At 64.4% G+C, this 14329-nt stretch carries 16 protein-coding genes and 1 tRNA gene; 8 read left to right on the forward strand and 9 right to left on the reverse strand.

Features of this window, described 5'->3' with window-relative positions; translation table 11 throughout:
- Nucleotides 1–43 precede the first annotated feature (43 nt).
- Nucleotides 44–1339, forward strand: a complete 1296-nt coding sequence (locus tag RPF88_RS04435; protein ID WP_337121759.1) for an FAD-dependent oxidoreductase — start codon at nt 44–46, stop codon at nt 1337–1339.
- On the opposite strand, the gene RPF88_RS04440 is transcribed toward RPF88_RS04435, so the two are convergent.
- Nucleotides 1287–2033 carry a glutathione S-transferase family protein gene (locus tag RPF88_RS04440; protein WP_064993770.1) on the reverse strand — a complete coding sequence of 249 codons (747 nt, stop codon included), beginning with the start codon at nt 2031–2033 and terminating at the stop codon, nt 1287–1289. The two genes, RPF88_RS04435 and RPF88_RS04440, sit on opposite strands and share 53 nt — an antisense overlap.
- A gap of 99 nt (nt 2034–2132) precedes the next feature.
- Between RPF88_RS04440 and RPF88_RS04445 the strand changes: the two genes are divergently transcribed.
- From RPF88_RS04445 to ilvC, 3 genes are all read left to right on the forward strand, one after another.
- Nucleotides 2133–2591 carry a MarR family winged helix-turn-helix transcriptional regulator gene (locus RPF88_RS04445; RefSeq protein WP_064993769.1) on the forward strand — a complete coding sequence of 153 codons (459 nt, stop codon included), beginning with the start codon at nt 2133–2135 and terminating at the stop codon, nt 2589–2591.
- 117 nt (nt 2592–2708) lie between these two features.
- Complete coding sequence (locus RPF88_RS04450; protein WP_244514306.1) at nt 2709–3422, forward strand: TetR/AcrR family transcriptional regulator; 714 nt, start codon at nt 2709–2711, stop codon at nt 3420–3422.
- Between the two features lie 100 nt (nt 3423–3522).
- The gene (gene ilvC, locus RPF88_RS04455) at nt 3523–4542 is read left to right on the forward strand and encodes a ketol-acid reductoisomerase (RefSeq protein ID WP_013531065.1); all 1020 of its coding nucleotides are present in this window, start codon (nt 3523–3525) and stop codon (nt 4540–4542) included.
- Nucleotides 4543–4649: 107 nt separating this feature from the next.
- Here the strand turns inward: ilvC and RPF88_RS04460 are convergent, their stop codons facing one another.
- Nucleotides 4650–5216: a BA14K family protein gene (locus RPF88_RS04460; protein ID WP_013531066.1), complete on the reverse strand. Its 567-nt coding sequence runs from the start codon at nt 5214–5216 to the stop codon at nt 4650–4652.
- A 189-nt stretch (nt 5217–5405) separates the two neighbouring features.
- On the opposite strand from RPF88_RS04460, the gene RPF88_RS04465 reads away from it, so the two are divergent.
- Nucleotides 5406–6518, forward strand: coding sequence for an endonuclease/exonuclease/phosphatase family protein (locus RPF88_RS04465; RefSeq protein WP_013531067.1), 1113 nt, complete (start codon nt 5406–5408; stop codon nt 6516–6518).
- A gap of 3 nt (nt 6519–6521) precedes the next feature.
- Nucleotides 6522–7238: a hypothetical protein gene (locus RPF88_RS04470; RefSeq protein WP_013531068.1), complete on the forward strand. Its 717-nt coding sequence runs from the start codon at nt 6522–6524 to the stop codon at nt 7236–7238.
- On the opposite strand, the gene RPF88_RS04475 is transcribed toward RPF88_RS04470, so the two are convergent.
- From RPF88_RS04475 to RPF88_RS04490, 4 genes are all read right to left on the reverse strand, one after another.
- Nucleotides 7235–7477, reverse strand: coding sequence for a hypothetical protein (locus RPF88_RS04475; protein WP_013531069.1), 243 nt, complete (start codon nt 7475–7477; stop codon nt 7235–7237). The two genes, RPF88_RS04470 and RPF88_RS04475, sit on opposite strands and share 4 nt — an antisense overlap.
- 131 nt (nt 7478–7608) lie before the next feature.
- Nucleotides 7609–8826 carry an ABC transporter permease gene (locus tag RPF88_RS04480; RefSeq protein WP_337121762.1) on the reverse strand — a complete coding sequence of 406 codons (1218 nt, stop codon included), beginning with the start codon at nt 8824–8826 and terminating at the stop codon, nt 7609–7611.
- Complete coding sequence (locus RPF88_RS04485) at nt 8823–9536, reverse strand: ABC transporter ATP-binding protein (protein ID WP_013531071.1); 714 nt, start codon at nt 9534–9536, stop codon at nt 8823–8825. Before RPF88_RS04485 ends, RPF88_RS04480 begins: the two co-directional genes overlap by 4 nt.
- Nucleotides 9537–9540: 4 nt before the next feature.
- Nucleotides 9541–10833: an efflux RND transporter periplasmic adaptor subunit gene (locus RPF88_RS04490; protein WP_063168253.1), complete on the reverse strand. Its 1293-nt coding sequence runs from the start codon at nt 10831–10833 to the stop codon at nt 9541–9543.
- A gap of 101 nt (nt 10834–10934) precedes the next feature.
- Between RPF88_RS04490 and RPF88_RS04495 the strand changes: the two genes are divergently transcribed.
- Both RPF88_RS04495 and RPF88_RS04500 read left to right on the forward strand, forming a co-directional pair.
- Nucleotides 10935–11843 carry a PhzF family phenazine biosynthesis protein gene (locus tag RPF88_RS04495; RefSeq protein WP_027160563.1) on the forward strand — a complete coding sequence of 303 codons (909 nt, stop codon included), beginning with the start codon at nt 10935–10937 and terminating at the stop codon, nt 11841–11843.
- 106 nt (nt 11844–11949) lie between these two features.
- Nucleotides 11950–12025, forward strand: a tRNA-Lys gene (locus RPF88_RS04500).
- Between the two features lie 135 nt (nt 12026–12160).
- Here the strand turns inward: RPF88_RS04500 and RPF88_RS04505 are convergent.
- The 3 genes from RPF88_RS04505 to cobS form a co-directional block, all read right to left on the reverse strand.
- Nucleotides 12161–12400 (reverse strand): hypothetical protein, encoded by a 240-nt coding sequence (locus RPF88_RS04505; RefSeq protein WP_337121764.1) that lies wholly within the window; start codon nt 12398–12400, stop codon nt 12161–12163.
- Nucleotides 12401–12487: 87 nt separating this feature from the next.
- Nucleotides 12488–13498, reverse strand: a complete 1011-nt coding sequence (gene cobT / locus RPF88_RS04510) for a nicotinate-nucleotide--dimethylbenzimidazole phosphoribosyltransferase (protein WP_275952779.1) — start codon at nt 13496–13498, stop codon at nt 12488–12490.
- A gap of 52 nt (nt 13499–13550) precedes the next feature.
- A complete protein-coding gene (gene cobS, locus RPF88_RS04515; protein WP_337121765.1) occupies nt 13551–14327 on the reverse strand; it encodes an adenosylcobinamide-GDP ribazoletransferase in 777 nt (258 codons plus the stop codon).
- Between the last annotated feature and the right edge of the window lie 2 nt (nt 14328–14329).

The raw sequence follows: 14329 nt of genomic DNA on the forward strand, positions 1-14329 counted from the left end.
CGGCCGCCAAGGCCCAGGCTTGAACGACCGCTAAAGCCCCACGGTGCGGCTTGATTTCGCCGGGCTGCTGAAGGATTGTCCCGGCCAGTTCGGCTTTGGGGGCATTGGCATTTCCTACGACATCGCAATAGCAGGCGCCGGGCCGGCGGGACTGGCCATGGCGCTCTATCTCAAGCGCGCCGGGCATCGGGTCACGGTCTTTGAACCCTTCGATGAGCCGAAGCCGGTCGGCTCCGGGCTGATCCTGCAGCCGACAGGGCTGACGGTGCTGGCCGATCTTGGCCTGCTCGACGACATGCTGGCGCTGGGCAGCCGCATCGACCGCCTGCATGGCGCCGATGCCACCACAGGCCGTACCGTGCTCGATGTCCGCTACGATGCGCAGCGCGGTGGCCGCTTCGGGCTGGCGGTGCACCGGGCGGCCTTGTTCGGCGTGCTCTTCCGCGCCGCCCAACGCGAAGCGATCGCCATCGAAACCGGCGTCGAGATCGAGGCCTTGGAGACGGGCGAACGGACGACGCTGATCTGCGGCAACGGACGAAGGGCGGGGCCGTTCGACCTCGTCATCGACGCCAGCGGTTCGCGCTCGAAACTGCGCGGCGCAAGCGCTGCAGGCGAGCCACGACCGCTCACCTATGGCGCGTTCTGGGCCTCGCTTGGCTGGCGCGGCGACGGTTTCGATGAGCGCGCGCTGCTGCAACGCTACGACAGAGCGAGCGTGATGATCGGCGTGCTGCCGATCGGCCGGCCGCAGCCGGGCGCTGAAAAGATGGCGGCCTTCTTCTGGAGCCTGAAGCCGTCGGACGCCGATGAGGTGCGCGTCCGGGGCCTGGATGCCTGGAAGGAGAGGGTGATCCGGCTGTGGCCGCAGAGCGAGGCGTATGTCAGCCAGATCGACAGTTTCGACCAGCTCTCGCTGGCGCGCTATGGCCACCACACGATGAAGCGGCCGGTTGGGCGGCGGCTGGCCATCATCGGCGACGCGGCGCACTCGACCAGCCCGCAGCTCGGGCAAGGGGCCAATATGGCGCTGCTCGACGCCGCGGCGCTCAGCCATGCGCTGGCGCGGACGGACAGTGTCGAAGCGGCACTTGAAGCCTATGCGAGGGCGCGGCGCTGGCATGTCCGCATCTTCCAGGCGCTGTCGCTGGCGTTCACGCCGTTCTACCAGTCGGATTCGGTGGCGCTGCCCTTCATCCGCGACAGGCTGGTGGCGACGGTGGCAAAAATCCCGCCGGCGCCGCAGTTTCTCGCCTCGATGGTGGCCGGCACCGTAATCGACCCGTTCAAGCGGATAGGACTGGTCGAAGCGCGGTGGCCGGATCGTTTTGGCCAATGAGGCTCGAAAGGTACGATCCCTTTGCCCGCAGGAAGGCATGCAGGCGCTGCGGGTAGTCCGGCGCCACGGCTTGCCTGATCGACGGGCGTTCACTCAACGCCCGGCGCCATGCGCGGACGAGGGGCTTTCGGTCAAGAATGCCGAAATCACCGATCCGGTCGAAGACATCGAGATAGCGGAAGACCGGACCGTAAACGGCGTCGACCAGCGAGAAGTGCTTGCTGGCGAACCAGGGGCCGCCAGGCTCGTCCGCCAGCTCGGCTTCGAGACGGTCGAACATGGCGGACAGCGCGCTGGATTCGTCAAGGAAGCCGGCCTCGGTCGATGTTGAATAGAACCGGCCGATGGCATTGAGGGTTGCCGAACCGAACTCGATCCAGGCGCGATGCCGGGCGCGGGCATAGGGATCGGCAGGGTGGAGGGGATTGGCCTGCGTCTCTTCGAGGAATTCGAGGATGACGGCCGATTCGAAGATCACCGTTTCCTCGCCATTTCGCTGCACGCGCAGCAGCGGCACCTTGCCGAGCGGCGAGATCGCCTTGAACCAGTCCGGCTTGTTGGCGAGGTCGATATCGACGCGTTCGAACGGCACGCCCTTTTCGGTGAGCGAAATCGCGGCGCGCTGCACATAGGGGCAGAGGTGATGGCTGACGAGAATGAGCTTGTCGGCGCGTTTGCAGATTTCGTGTTTCATCGGATTGGCTTTCCCTGATTAATGCAATTGCATCTATGTAGATGCATATGCATTGATCGTCAAGCTTGATGCAATTGCATCTATCGTCTAAGGTGCGCCATGACCGAGAAAGCCGCGCCTTCGCCCGAAGCCATCAAGGCCTGGGCTCGCCTGATGCGCGTATCGCGCCAGTTGATGGAGAGCGCCGAAGAGGCGTTGAAGGCCGCCGGTCTGCCCCCACTTGCCTGGTACGACGTGCTGCATGAACTCGCCGAGGCGGGCGAGGGCGGGCTGCGGCCGTTCCAGCTCATCGAGCACACGCTGTTCGCGCAATACAACATTTCGCGCCTGCTGACCCGGCTCGAGGCCGATGGGCTCGTCGAGAAACTGCCGGTGGCCGATGACGGCCGTGGCCAGACCATCCGCATCGCGGCCAAGGGGCGAGAGACACGCCGCCAGATGTGGGCTGTCTACGGACGCTCGATCGCCGAACTGGTTGGCGCCAAACTGTCGGCGGATGAGCTGACCATGGTCTCGGCACTGCTTGGACGGTTGCGCCATCCGCCAGCCAGCGATTAAGCGAGCCTGTCGCGCCAGCGCCTGTCCATTTTGCAGATATTTTGCTCTCGTCCTCTTGCGCACGGCCTCGGATCGCGCAATATGCAGAACCGTAACGTACGGTACGGCTTATCGGGAATGCCGACCTTTCGAGAGAAGAGCGTGTTGCACATCGTGCCTGACATCGACACCAGCGAAGCGCTGACAGAGCGGCAGAAGGCCGTGCTCGACGCGGCGTTGCGGCTGCTGGTCGAAGAGGGCGACCAGCTGACCATGACCGCCGTGGCGCGCCGCGCCAGCTGTTCCAAGGAAACGCTCTACAAATGGTTCGGCGACCGCGACGGGCTGCTGACGGCGACGGTGCAATGGCAGGCCTCTAAAGTGCGGGTGGCACCGGTCGACCGCAAGGGGCTCGATCTTGCCTCGCTGACCGCGAGCCTCGAGCGCTTCGCCTCGGATTGGCTCAAGGTGATTTCCAGCGACACGTCGATCGCGCTCAATCGGGTGGCGGTCAGCCATGCGGGCTCCGGCAAGGACAATCTCGGCGCCGTGGTGCTGGAGAACGGCCGCTTCGCGCTGGCCAAACGGCTGAAGCCGGTGCTCGAGGCCGGCCGACGGACCGGGCTTTTGGATTTCGCGGATGCCGAGACGGCGTTCCGCACCTTTTTCGGGCTGGTCGCCCGCGATGTGCAGATCCGTCTGCTGCTCGGCGACCGGCTGGAATTGACTGAGGCGGCGATCGGCGGCGATGCCGCGCGGGCGACGCAGCAGTTTCTCGCTCTTCATGGAGCAACAACCGGCCGCAAGGCCCTAGAGCCGGATGATTTCAGGTCAAGTCGACCTGAAATCTGAATTCGTCTCTAAATCAAGAAGATAGAGCATGATGTCGTCCGAAAACCGCTTCACACTTTTCGGCATCATGCTCTGATTTATAAACGGGAAGGAAGACAAAATGCGCGTCTATTACGATCGTGATGCCGATCTCAATCTGATCAAGGGCAAGAAGGTCGCCATCATCGGCTATGGCAGCCAGGGCAGGGCGCATGCGCTCAACCTCAAGGATTCCGGCGCCAAGGAGATCGCAATCGGCCTCAAGGCCGGCTCGGCAACCGCCAAGAAGGTCGAGGCCGACGGTCTCAAGGTGATGAGCGTGGCGGACGCGGCCAAATGGGCCGACCTGATGATGATGGCAACGCCGGACGAACTGCAGGCCGACATCTACAAGAACGAGATCGCCCCGAACATCCGCGATGGTGCCGCGATCGCCTTCGCGCACGGCCTCAACGTGCATTTCGGCCTGATCGAGCCGAAGTCGACGGTCGACGTCGTCATGATCGCGCCGAAGGGTCCCGGCCACACGGTGCGCGGCGAATACCAGAAGGGCGGCGGCGTGCCGTGCCTGGTCGCCGTCAACCAGGACGCCTCGGGCAATGCGCTCGACCTGGCACTGTCCTACGCCTGCGGCGTCGGCGGCGGCCGTTCGGGCATCATCGAGACCAATTTCCGCGAGGAATGCGAGACCGATCTGTTCGGCGAGCAGGTCGTGCTGTGCGGCGGCCTGGTCGAGCTGATCCGGGCCGGTTTCGAGACGCTGGTGGAAGCCGGCTACGCGCCTGAGATGGCCTATTTCGAGTGCCTGCACGAGGTCAAGCTGATCGTCGACCTGATCTATGAAGGCGGCATCGCCAACATGAACTACTCGATTTCGAACACCGCCGAATGGGGCGAATATGTCTCGGGTCCGCGCATCATCACCGCCGAGACCAAGGCCGAGATGAAGCGCGTGCTGAAGGACATCCAGACCGGCAAATTCACCTCGGAGTGGATGCAGGAATACCGCGCCGGCATGTCCCGCTTCAAGGGCATCCGCCGCAACAATGACAGCCACCAGATCGAGGAAGTCGGCGCCAAGCTGCGCGCGATGATGCCGTGGATTTCCAAGAACAAGCTGGTCGACAAGGCGAAGAACTGAGCGAAATCCACAAGCGCTCGAAAATAGCAGCTTCCATGAACAAGAAACGGCGCCACGTGGCGCCGTTTTTTCATTCTGTCGGTCAGCTCAGCTACAGGGCCAGCCCATCAATAGGGTGAGTAGCACTGCTGGCGCGGGCCGTTGTAGGGCTGGAACGTGTTGTCGTAGGCCCGGTACGACCGGTAGCGGTTGTAGCACCATTGGACATGGGCGCTCGAAAGCCGTCCCGCGCGGTAGTAGCGGCGCGGCGCCGGCCGGTCATAGTAGTCGTAGTTGTTGTACATGCTGCCGAGGCCAAGCCCCAGGCCAAGGCCCAGGATCGCGGCACTCGCGCCATCATCGTAGTAACGGCCGCCGCGATAGTGATGGCGACCATGGCGCCAACGCCAGTTGTCTCCACCATTCCAGTGACCGCCGCCGCCGTGCCAGTGCCGACGGCCGCCGTCCCAATTGCCCGACCGGCGCCATCTCCAATTGTCGTTGTTGAACTGACGGTTGTTGTTGCCGCCCGCCCAGCTGTCGCGGACCGGCGTGACATTCGGCGCCGCGGTGCTGGTGGGAATCGACAGGTCCGGTTGCATGATCGGGCCGGCGGCGGACGGTGCCGTGACGCCGGAGAGGATACCCAGGGCTAGCAGCCCCGATTTGACCGTGGAAGAAAAGAGCGAATTCATTGCACTCTCCAAGAGTTACAGGCCCCACGCCCACCCGAGGAATGGGGCAACAATGGATGTTTGCATCTGAACGGCGGATGAACGGAAAGGTTCCGTCAACCATGACGCGAACGCACCCAGGACCAATCGATCTCAGATGGTGGTCCTGCGCGCTTGTTTTCCGAAGCACTTGCGGGCAAAGGTCATGGCATGTCGCTGCGCCTTGCCACCTTCAATGTCGAGAACCTGATGAACAGGTTCGATTATTCCGGCTATCGCAACCAGCTCAACGAGGATCGAACGCTGGCGCTGTTCGATATCCAGAGCGAGGCGGAATACAGGATGCTGGAGCAGGCCCGCGCCATCGCCCAATCCGACGACACGCGCCAGCTGACGGCGCTGGCAATCGCTGCCACCCGGGCCGACATCATCTGCATGCAGGAGGTCGACAACATCGAGGCGCTGAAGGCCTTCGAATATGGCTATCTGTTCAAGATGGTGGGGCAGGGCTACCGGCAGAAATACACCACATCGGGCAATGATTCACGCGGCATCGACGTTGCCGTGATGATGCGCAATGAGACCGCCCAGGGCCAGCCGATCGAATTCGTGCGCATGACCAGCCACGCCTATGTCACCTACGAGCAGTTCGGGCTGCACACGCCGGAACTCGAGGCACTGGGCAATCAGGCCAATGAGCGCATTTTCCGGCGCGACTGCCTGGAGATCGACGTCACCGTGGGCGGCGTGCCGCTGACGCTCTATCTCGTGCATTTCAAGTCGATGGGTTCGCCGCGCAACGGGCTCGACGGGCGCGAGGCGACGATGCCGGTGCGCATCGCGGAGGCGCAGGCCGTGCGGCGCATCATCGAGGAGCGCTTCGGCAAGGACTATGCCGCCGACAAACGCTGGGCAATCTGCGGCGATATGAACGATTACCGCCAGCGTGTGAAGGTGGCCGGCGATGCGATCGACGGCTATCGCTTCGAGGTCGTCGACGAAGCCCTGTCCTGCATCAACGTGCTGACGGCCGGCGGCTTCTGCGAAAACGTCGTCGAGCGGCGGCCGGAGATGAACCGCTGGAGTTTCTACCACACGCGCGGACCGGAAGAACGGCATCTGTGCCAGCTCGACTACATCCTGCTGTCGAAGGGGCTCGCCGCCAGCAACGCGACGGCTGTTCCCGACATCATCCGCAACGGCCAGCCCTGGCGCACCATTTTTCCGCCGGGGCAGGAGGTCGACCGCTTTCCGCGTGCCGGCTGGGACCGGCCGAAGGCGTCGGACCATTGCCCGGTGGCGATCACGCTGGACATGACCTGACGCATGAGTTTCGACCTGCCACGCAACGTCATCCTGCCGGTCGACGCCATCGACGTCCGGCTCGATCCCGGTCCGCACCCGTTCGCAAGGGACAATGCAGAGGCGATCGCCGAGAACTGGCAGCACGAAATCGCTGCCAATCCGGCGCTGTTCGACGGCATGGTGGTGCTGCTGTCGCAGCTTGCCTACCGCGACAACCGTCTCGCCGGCCGCTGCCATGCGGTCAACTATTCGACTTTCATGCTGTGGCGGAAGCGGCGCGAGAATTCGGGCGCCGAGCATGCCTATGCCCATGCCATGCTGGTGGCAGCCGACAATGCGCTGGTGGCGATCCGCATGGGTCCGCACACGGTCAACGCCGGCCGCGTCTATTTTGCCGCCGGCTCATTCGAGCCGGTCGATTTTCGCGATGGCCTGGTCGATGTCGATTTCAACATGATCCGCGAAGTGCGCGAGGAAACCGGCCTCGACCTGTCAGGGGCTCATCGCGGCAAGCGCTACCACGCCATGTCGACCAACAGCGGCACGGTGATCTTCCGCCGCTACCACGCGGCGGCGCCCGCAGACGAGATCGCCCAGCGCATCTCAGCCTTCGTCGCCACCGAAACCGAGCCGGAGATCGACGGGCCAGTGATCATCCGCCATGCCGCCGACCTGCCGGTCGGCCTGTCACCGCACATGAAGCCGCTGATCGAGTGGCATTTCGCAAACGGGAGTTAAGGGCGCGTCTTGTTCTGTGCCGCGTTGCGATCGTTGCGGGCGGCGACGAGGAACAGGATGAAGCCGATGCCCAGCAAACCGCCCATCGCCATTCCCATGGTCTGGCCGACGACTGCCTGAAAATCGGCTGTGACGCGATCGGGATTGGCCATGCCGAAGCGGGCGAGATACCACCAGATGCCTGCAAGGAAGGCCTCGATGACGACCATCGTCAGGATCAGTCGTGCCTTCTTGCTCATTGGCTATTCCTCCACCCAAGCGTGAATTGCCCTAGCATCATGAACGGCGCGGCGACAGTGGCGGGTAGGGTGGAAACGTCTAAGGCTGTGCAAAACCGGTCTGAGCGCTGGCCGCGTTTCGGCCGGTTGCCCTACTCGTGCCTTAGCGCGTCGATCGGATCGAGCCTGGCGCCGCGCAGCGCAGGGAAGAAGCCGAACACCATGCCGATCAGGGCGGAAAAGCCGACGGCGAGCAGGATCACCGCCGGGCTCGGCGCAAACGGGATGGTCAGCGTCACCGCGGCGAGGCCGGCCAGCGCCAGCCCGATCAGGATGCCGATAATGCCGCCGAGCAGCGACAGCACCGTCGCCTCGACCAGGAACTGGATGAGGATGTGCTTTTCATGCGCGCCGATGGCGAGCCTGATGCCGATCTCGCGGGTGCGTTCGGTGACCGACACCAGCATGATGTTCATGATGCCGATGCCGCCGACCAGCAGGCTGACGCCGGCGACGGCGCCCAGCATGCCGGTCATGGTGGTGGTGGCGCTGGCCATGGCGTCGGCGATCTGGGTCATGTCGCGGATGGCGAAATCGCTTTCACGATCGGGCGTGATGCGTCTGGCGTCGCGCAGAATGTCCTCGACGCGCGGCTGCAGCTCGCTGGTCGGCGTGCGGCCATCGGCGGCGATGTAGATGTTGTCGATGTCGCGGTTGCCGGCGATGCGGCGCTGGTAAGCGTGCAGCGGCATCAGCACGACATTGTCCTGATCCTGACCGAAGCCGGTATAGCCCTTGGGCTCGAGCAGGCCGATGATCTTGCAGGAGGTGCGGTTGACGCGGATGATCTCGCCCTCGGGATCGCCAGCGCCGAAGAATTGTTGGCGCACCGTCTCGCCGATCAGGCAGACGCCGGTGCCCGAGCGGGTTTCGGAATCGCTGAACGGGCGGCCCGACACCAGTTTCCAGTCGCGCGCATCGAGATAGGCGCTGTCGGTGCCGGTGACGCCCGAGGTCAGGCTCTCGGTGCCGAAGATGACCCGGACCTGCTTTTGCGAAGCCGGCGAAATGGCGCGGGCGCCAGTCAGATGCGCAACCAGCGCCGCCAGCTCCTTTTCGGCCAGCGGACGCACCACCTGGTCGAGCCCGCCCGGGCCACCGGGACCGGCCGGGCGACCGGAGCGGACGACCAGCAGATTGCTGCCGAGCTTGGAGATGTCGGCCTTGACCTTCTGCGTGGTGCCCGAGCCGATGGTGAGCATGGCAATGACGGCGGCAACGCCGATGACGATGCCGAGCAAGGTCAGGAACGAGCGCAGCACGTTGCGGCGGATCGAGCGCAGCGACAGGCGGACGGTTTCCCAGATCATGGTTGTGCGATCTCCAGCTTCCTGGAATCGGAGGCGACGTGGCCGTCGAGGAAGCGGATGGTGCGTTCGGCATAGTCGGCGACGTCGGCCTCGTGGGTGACCATGGCGATGGTCAGGCCAAGCTCCTTGTTGAGCCGCGTCAGCAACTCCATGATCTCGTGCGTGCGGGCGGTGTCGAGGTTGCCGGTCGGCTCGTCGGCGACGAGCAGCGTCGGGCGCGTGACGATGGCGCGCGCGATCGCCACGCGCTGCTGCTGGCCGCCGGACAGTTCGGCCGGCGTGTGGTGCTCGCGGCCGACAAGGCCGACCTCCGCCAGGGCCTGCATGGCAAGGTCGCGGCGCTCGCGGGCGGCCACGCCGCGATAGATCAGCGGCAGTTCGACATTTTCGGCCGCCGTGGTGCGGGCCAGCAGATTGTAACCCTGGAAGACGAAGCCGACATAGAGGTTGCGCAGCATGGCGCGGCGGTTGCGGTCGAGGCGGCCGGCGTCGATGCCCATGAAGGAATAGGTTCCGGCCGTCGGCGTGTCGAGGCAGCCGATGATGTTCATCGCCGTCGACTTGCCGGAACCGGACGGCCCCATGATGGCGACGAATTCGCCACGCCGGATGGCAAGATCGACGCCGGCCAGCGCATGCACCTTGGCCTCGCCCTGGCCATAGCTCTTCCAGACCTTGTCGAAGGTGATGAGGGCAGCACCGGCAGCCACGGTATCAGCTCCGCTGCTGCGACGCGGTGATGACCTGTGCGCCTTCGTCGAGGCCAGAAATGATCTCGGTCAGTTCGCCGTCGGTCGAGCCGATCTTGACGTTGACCGGGTGCGGACGCCCGTTCTCCAGCACATAGAGCGTGCGCGAGCCGTCGGTGGGCACTGTGGCGGCCTGGCGCTGGCGGTTGCCGCCGGGGCGGCCCATGCGGCCGGTGAACAGGTCGCTGAGGCTCCAGCCGCGTGCGGCCTGCTGGACCGGGCGAAAGCGGAAGGCGGTGGCCGGCACGGTGAGCACGTCCTTGGCCTGCTTGGTGACGACCGAAACGGTGGCGGTCATGCCGGGCCGCAGCAGCAGCTCGTTGTTGTCGACCTCGAGCCGCGCATTGTAGGTGACGACGCCGTCGGTGGTGACCGAGGCATAGGAGATGTCGCGGATCTCGGCATCGAACGGCCGCTCGGGGAAGGCATCGACGGTGAAGCGGGCATGCTGGCCGGATTTGACCGCACCGATGTCGGCCTCGTCGACCGCCGCCACCAGTTCCATGTTCCTGAGATCGGCGGCGATGATGAACAGCACCGGCGCCTGCAGCGAGGAGGCGACCGTCTGGCCGGGATCGACCGAGCGCGTCAAAACGATGCCGTCGATCGGCGCATAGATGGTGCTCTTGGCAAGGTCGGTCTGCTGCGCCTTGAGGTCGGCCTGGGCGATGGCGAGGTTGGCCTGCGCACTGTCGAGAGCTGCCTTGGAACGGTCGCGCGTGGCGGTTGCCGCTTCAAGCGACTGGTCGGTCGCCATGCCGCGCCTGGTCAGTTCGGCGGCGCGCACCAGCGCCTTCTCGTTTTCCGCCAGCGTAACCGTGGCGTCCTCGACATTGGCGGCGGCGGCCTTGGCCGAAGCTTCGGCACGCTCGATCTGGACTTCGAGTTTCACCGTGTCGAGTGTCGCCAGCACGTCACCCTTCTTGACCTGCTGGTTCTCCTCGGCCGAGACCGAGCGGATGATGCCGGACAGTTCGCTTGAAATATCGACCTGGGTGAGTGGCTGCAGCGTGCCGGTCGCCGACACCGCGACGGTGAGGTCGGCCTTGGCGGCAGGCACTGTGGTGTAGTCAATCCTGGCCGGCGAGCCCGCATACCATTGATAGAGGCCAAGCGCGGCGGCGAGCACGATCAGCGCCAGCAACGCATAGAGCCACCCACGACGGCGCGATCTGCGCCGGCCTGTCTGGTCGAGCCCAAGCGCCGTCTCGATGGCGGAATCCGATTCCGTCTTTGGCAGATTGACAATCTGGTCCACGCTGGACCCCTATAATGCGCAATGTCCCTATCTGTGCACAGATCAGGCTTACTGGTTCAAATATCAAATTAAATTTCGCCCATGTTGGGATTGAGGCAGGAATGAAAACCCGGAATTACTTGCTTTACGATGTGTTTACGACCGAGCGACTGGCCGGCAATCCTTTGGCCGTCGTGCTCGATAGCAAGGGATTGGACACGGCCGCGATGCAGGCCATCGCGCGCGAATTCAACCTGTCCGAATCGGTGTTCGTCCTGCCGCCGGACAATCCCAAGCACAAAAACCGCATCCGCATCTTCACGCCCGACTATGAAATGCCGTTCGCCGGCCATCCGACGGTCGGCGCCGCGATCGCGCTGGCCGAACTGGCGGAAGAGGGCGGCGCCGGCATCTTCGTGCTGGAGGAAAACATCGGTCCGGTGCGGTGCGCCGTCAGCAAGCATGACGGCAACACTTTTGCCGAGTTCGACCTGGCCAAGCTGCCGGAGCCGCTGAAGCTCGATGCCGATCCGGAGGCGATCGGTGCCGCGCTTGGGTTGACGCCGCATGAGATCGGCTTCGAGAATCACCGCGTCGCATTCTGGTCGGCGGGCGTGCCCTATGTCACCATCCCGGTTGCCAATCTCGAGGCGGCGGGTCGCATCCGGCTGGACAACCAGGCCTGGTCGGAACTGGCGCCGCGCAAGAGCGAATGGGCCTTCGCCAGCCCCTATGTCTACTGCCGCGAGACGGTGAACCACGAAAGCGCCTTCCATGTGCGCATGATCGTGCCTGGCACGCCTTCCTATGAGGATCCGGCGACCGGCTCGGCGGCAGCCGCCTTTGCCGGCGCCATCATGCATTTCGACGCGCCGACCGATGGCATTTCACAGCTGTGGATCGAGCAGGGGCTGGAGATGGGCCGGCCATCGCGCATCCGCCTCGAACTGACCGTGCAAGGCGGAAAACTGGCCTCGGCGCGCATCGGCGGCAACGCAATCAAGGTGGCGGAGGGCAAGCTGTTCGTCTGATCGAACGCATGCTCGGTCGATTTGTCGGGAAATGATTCCGGCAGGGCTGGACAGGACCGATGGTGGCGGCTATATGCCCGCCAACGCCGGTTTTTGCCGGCCGAGTGGGTGCGTAGCTCAGTTGGTAGAGCAGCTGACTCTTAATCAGCGGGTCCACAGTTCAATCCTGTGCGCACCCACCAAATTCCTAGAAGAGTTGGTGGAAAGACCCTGAAAGCGAGACGCGTTTGGCGCGTCTCGGGCAGGCTGTCTGACTGTGATTCTTTAACCGCGCTATCCGGATATTGTGGCGATTCAGCCGCGTTGGAAAATGCGGCTCAGAACCGGCCGAATCGAAAAGCAAGGCTCTTTTCCCCGGCTGCAGCATCGCTGGCGCCAATTCCGTCTTTTCCCCCGGAGAAATCGCTGATGGGCCACCAGAAGAAGACCAGGAAGACAACGAAAATCCCGGTGTCGATCGGGCCATGACTTGAATAGCTGCTGTGACGGAACACAACAGCGACCGCCCCGGCGATAACACCGCAGCTGCGGCAGGATGAAATTTCTTCATCCCACAAAAATCTATTTGAGAATCGCCGTTACCGTAAGATGCCTCCTTTGTCGTGACAACGGCATCTTTGTCGGCCGATACGGGGAATGAATAACTACTTCTCCGAAACGCCAGCCTCTGCAAAACTCGCCATGCGGGCATGGCACTCCAGCGCCGAGCGGACGATGTTGACGGCGAGGCAGGCGCCGGAGCCTTCGCCGAGCCGCATGCCGAGATCGAGCAGCGGCGGCAGGCCGAGCGCTTCGAGCAGGCCGCGATGGCCTGACTCAGCGGAGACATGGGCTGCGATGGTGTGGGCGAGGCCGGTCGGATGCAGCTTCGCCAGCGGGGCTGCGGCGGCGGTGCAGACGAAACCGTCGAGCAGCACGGGTATGCCGAGATGGCGGGCAGCCAGCGTGGCGCCGAAGATGGCGGCCAGTTCGCGTCCGCCGAGCACGGCAGCGATAGCAAGCGGATCGGCGAGGGCTGCGGCATGGCGCTTCAGGCCGGCTTCGATGGCGACCACCTTGCGCTTCAAGCCGGCGTCATCGACGCCGGTGCCGCGCCCTGTCCACTTTTCCGCGCCGCCGCCGAACAGGGCTGCTGAAACGGCCGCTGCCGGCGTCGTGTTGCCGATACCCATTTCGCCGAAGCAGATAAGGTCCAGATCCTTCGTCACCGCATCATAGCCGGCCGAGACCGCCGCCAGAAAGGGCGCTTCGTCCATTGCCGGACCTTGGGTGAAGTCGCCGGTCGGATGGTCGAGATCGAGCGGGATGACGTCGAGTTCGGCGCCGGCTATGCGGGCAAGCTGGTTGATGGCGGCACCGCCGCCAGCGAAATTCGCCACCATCTGCACGGTGACTTCCGAGGGATAGGCCGACACACCTTGCGCGGTGACGCCGTGGTTGCCGGCGAAGACGAAAACCTTGACGCGGTCGAGTTTCGGCATGTCGCGGCCCTGCCAGCGGGCCAGCCACGCGGCGATGGTCTCGAGCCGGCCGAGGCTGCCTTGCGGCTTGGTCAGCGTGTCCTGGCGGCGTGCGACCGCATTGGCCGCGGCATCGCTGCCAGCCGGCAGGTCGAGGCAGGCGGCGCGCAATTCACTAAGGGATTTGAAGGGCATGGGGGCAAAGTCTCCGAAAAGGAATCAGGCCGCGAGAATCAGGCCAAAGGGATCAGGAAAGCGCTACGGAAGCGACGAGCAGCACCGCGATCTCGCTTGCCTGCTGCAAGGCGCCGATCGTGTCGCCGGTCTGGCCATCGATCTGGTTGAGGCAAAGGGCGCGGAATGCGGCAAACAGCAGGCCAAGCAGGATCAGCGCGAAGACGGCGCCGCCCAGCCCGAGCAAGAGAAGCGGGATCGCGCCGAGCAAGGCGCCGGCTATGGCGGTTTCCTGCGAGACGGTGCCGGCGTCGACCGAGAGGCCGTCGACGCGCGCTGGAGGCAAGAGATGCATGAAGGCGCCAAGCAGGCCGCGCGAGGCCGCGTGTGCGGCCAGGAGGGCAAACAGGGCCTGTGTGGGATCGACGAACTCCGACAGCGCGCTCCAGCGGACCAGCAGCGACAGAGCCAGCGCCGCCGCACCATAGGCGCCGATGCGGCTGTCGCGCATGATCTCAAGTTTGCGGCCGCGCGATTTGCCGCCGCCAAAACCGTCGGCGACGTCGGACAGGCCGTCCTCATGCAGGCAGCCGGTGGTGAGCAGGGTTGCCACAAGGGCAAGTGCGGCCGCCGGCCCCATGGCAAGGCCGAACCGTTCCGCCGTGGCAAAAACGATGGCGCCGATCAGGCCGACGACGAGACCGGCGATGGGGGCGGCCCAGATCGCCGCGGCAAGGCTGCGGCCGCGAAAATCGAAGACGGGCAGCGGCAGCCTGGTGAAGAAGACCAGGCAGAGCGCGATGTCGTCGACGACCTGTCGTGGTGAGAGGGCCAGATTCCCGAATTTCATGC

Origin of the sequence: Mesorhizobium sp. ISC11, from assembly GCF_037162595.1 — a bacterium.
Classification (GTDB): domain Bacteria; phylum Pseudomonadota; class Alphaproteobacteria; order Rhizobiales; family Rhizobiaceae; genus Mesorhizobium; species Mesorhizobium ciceri.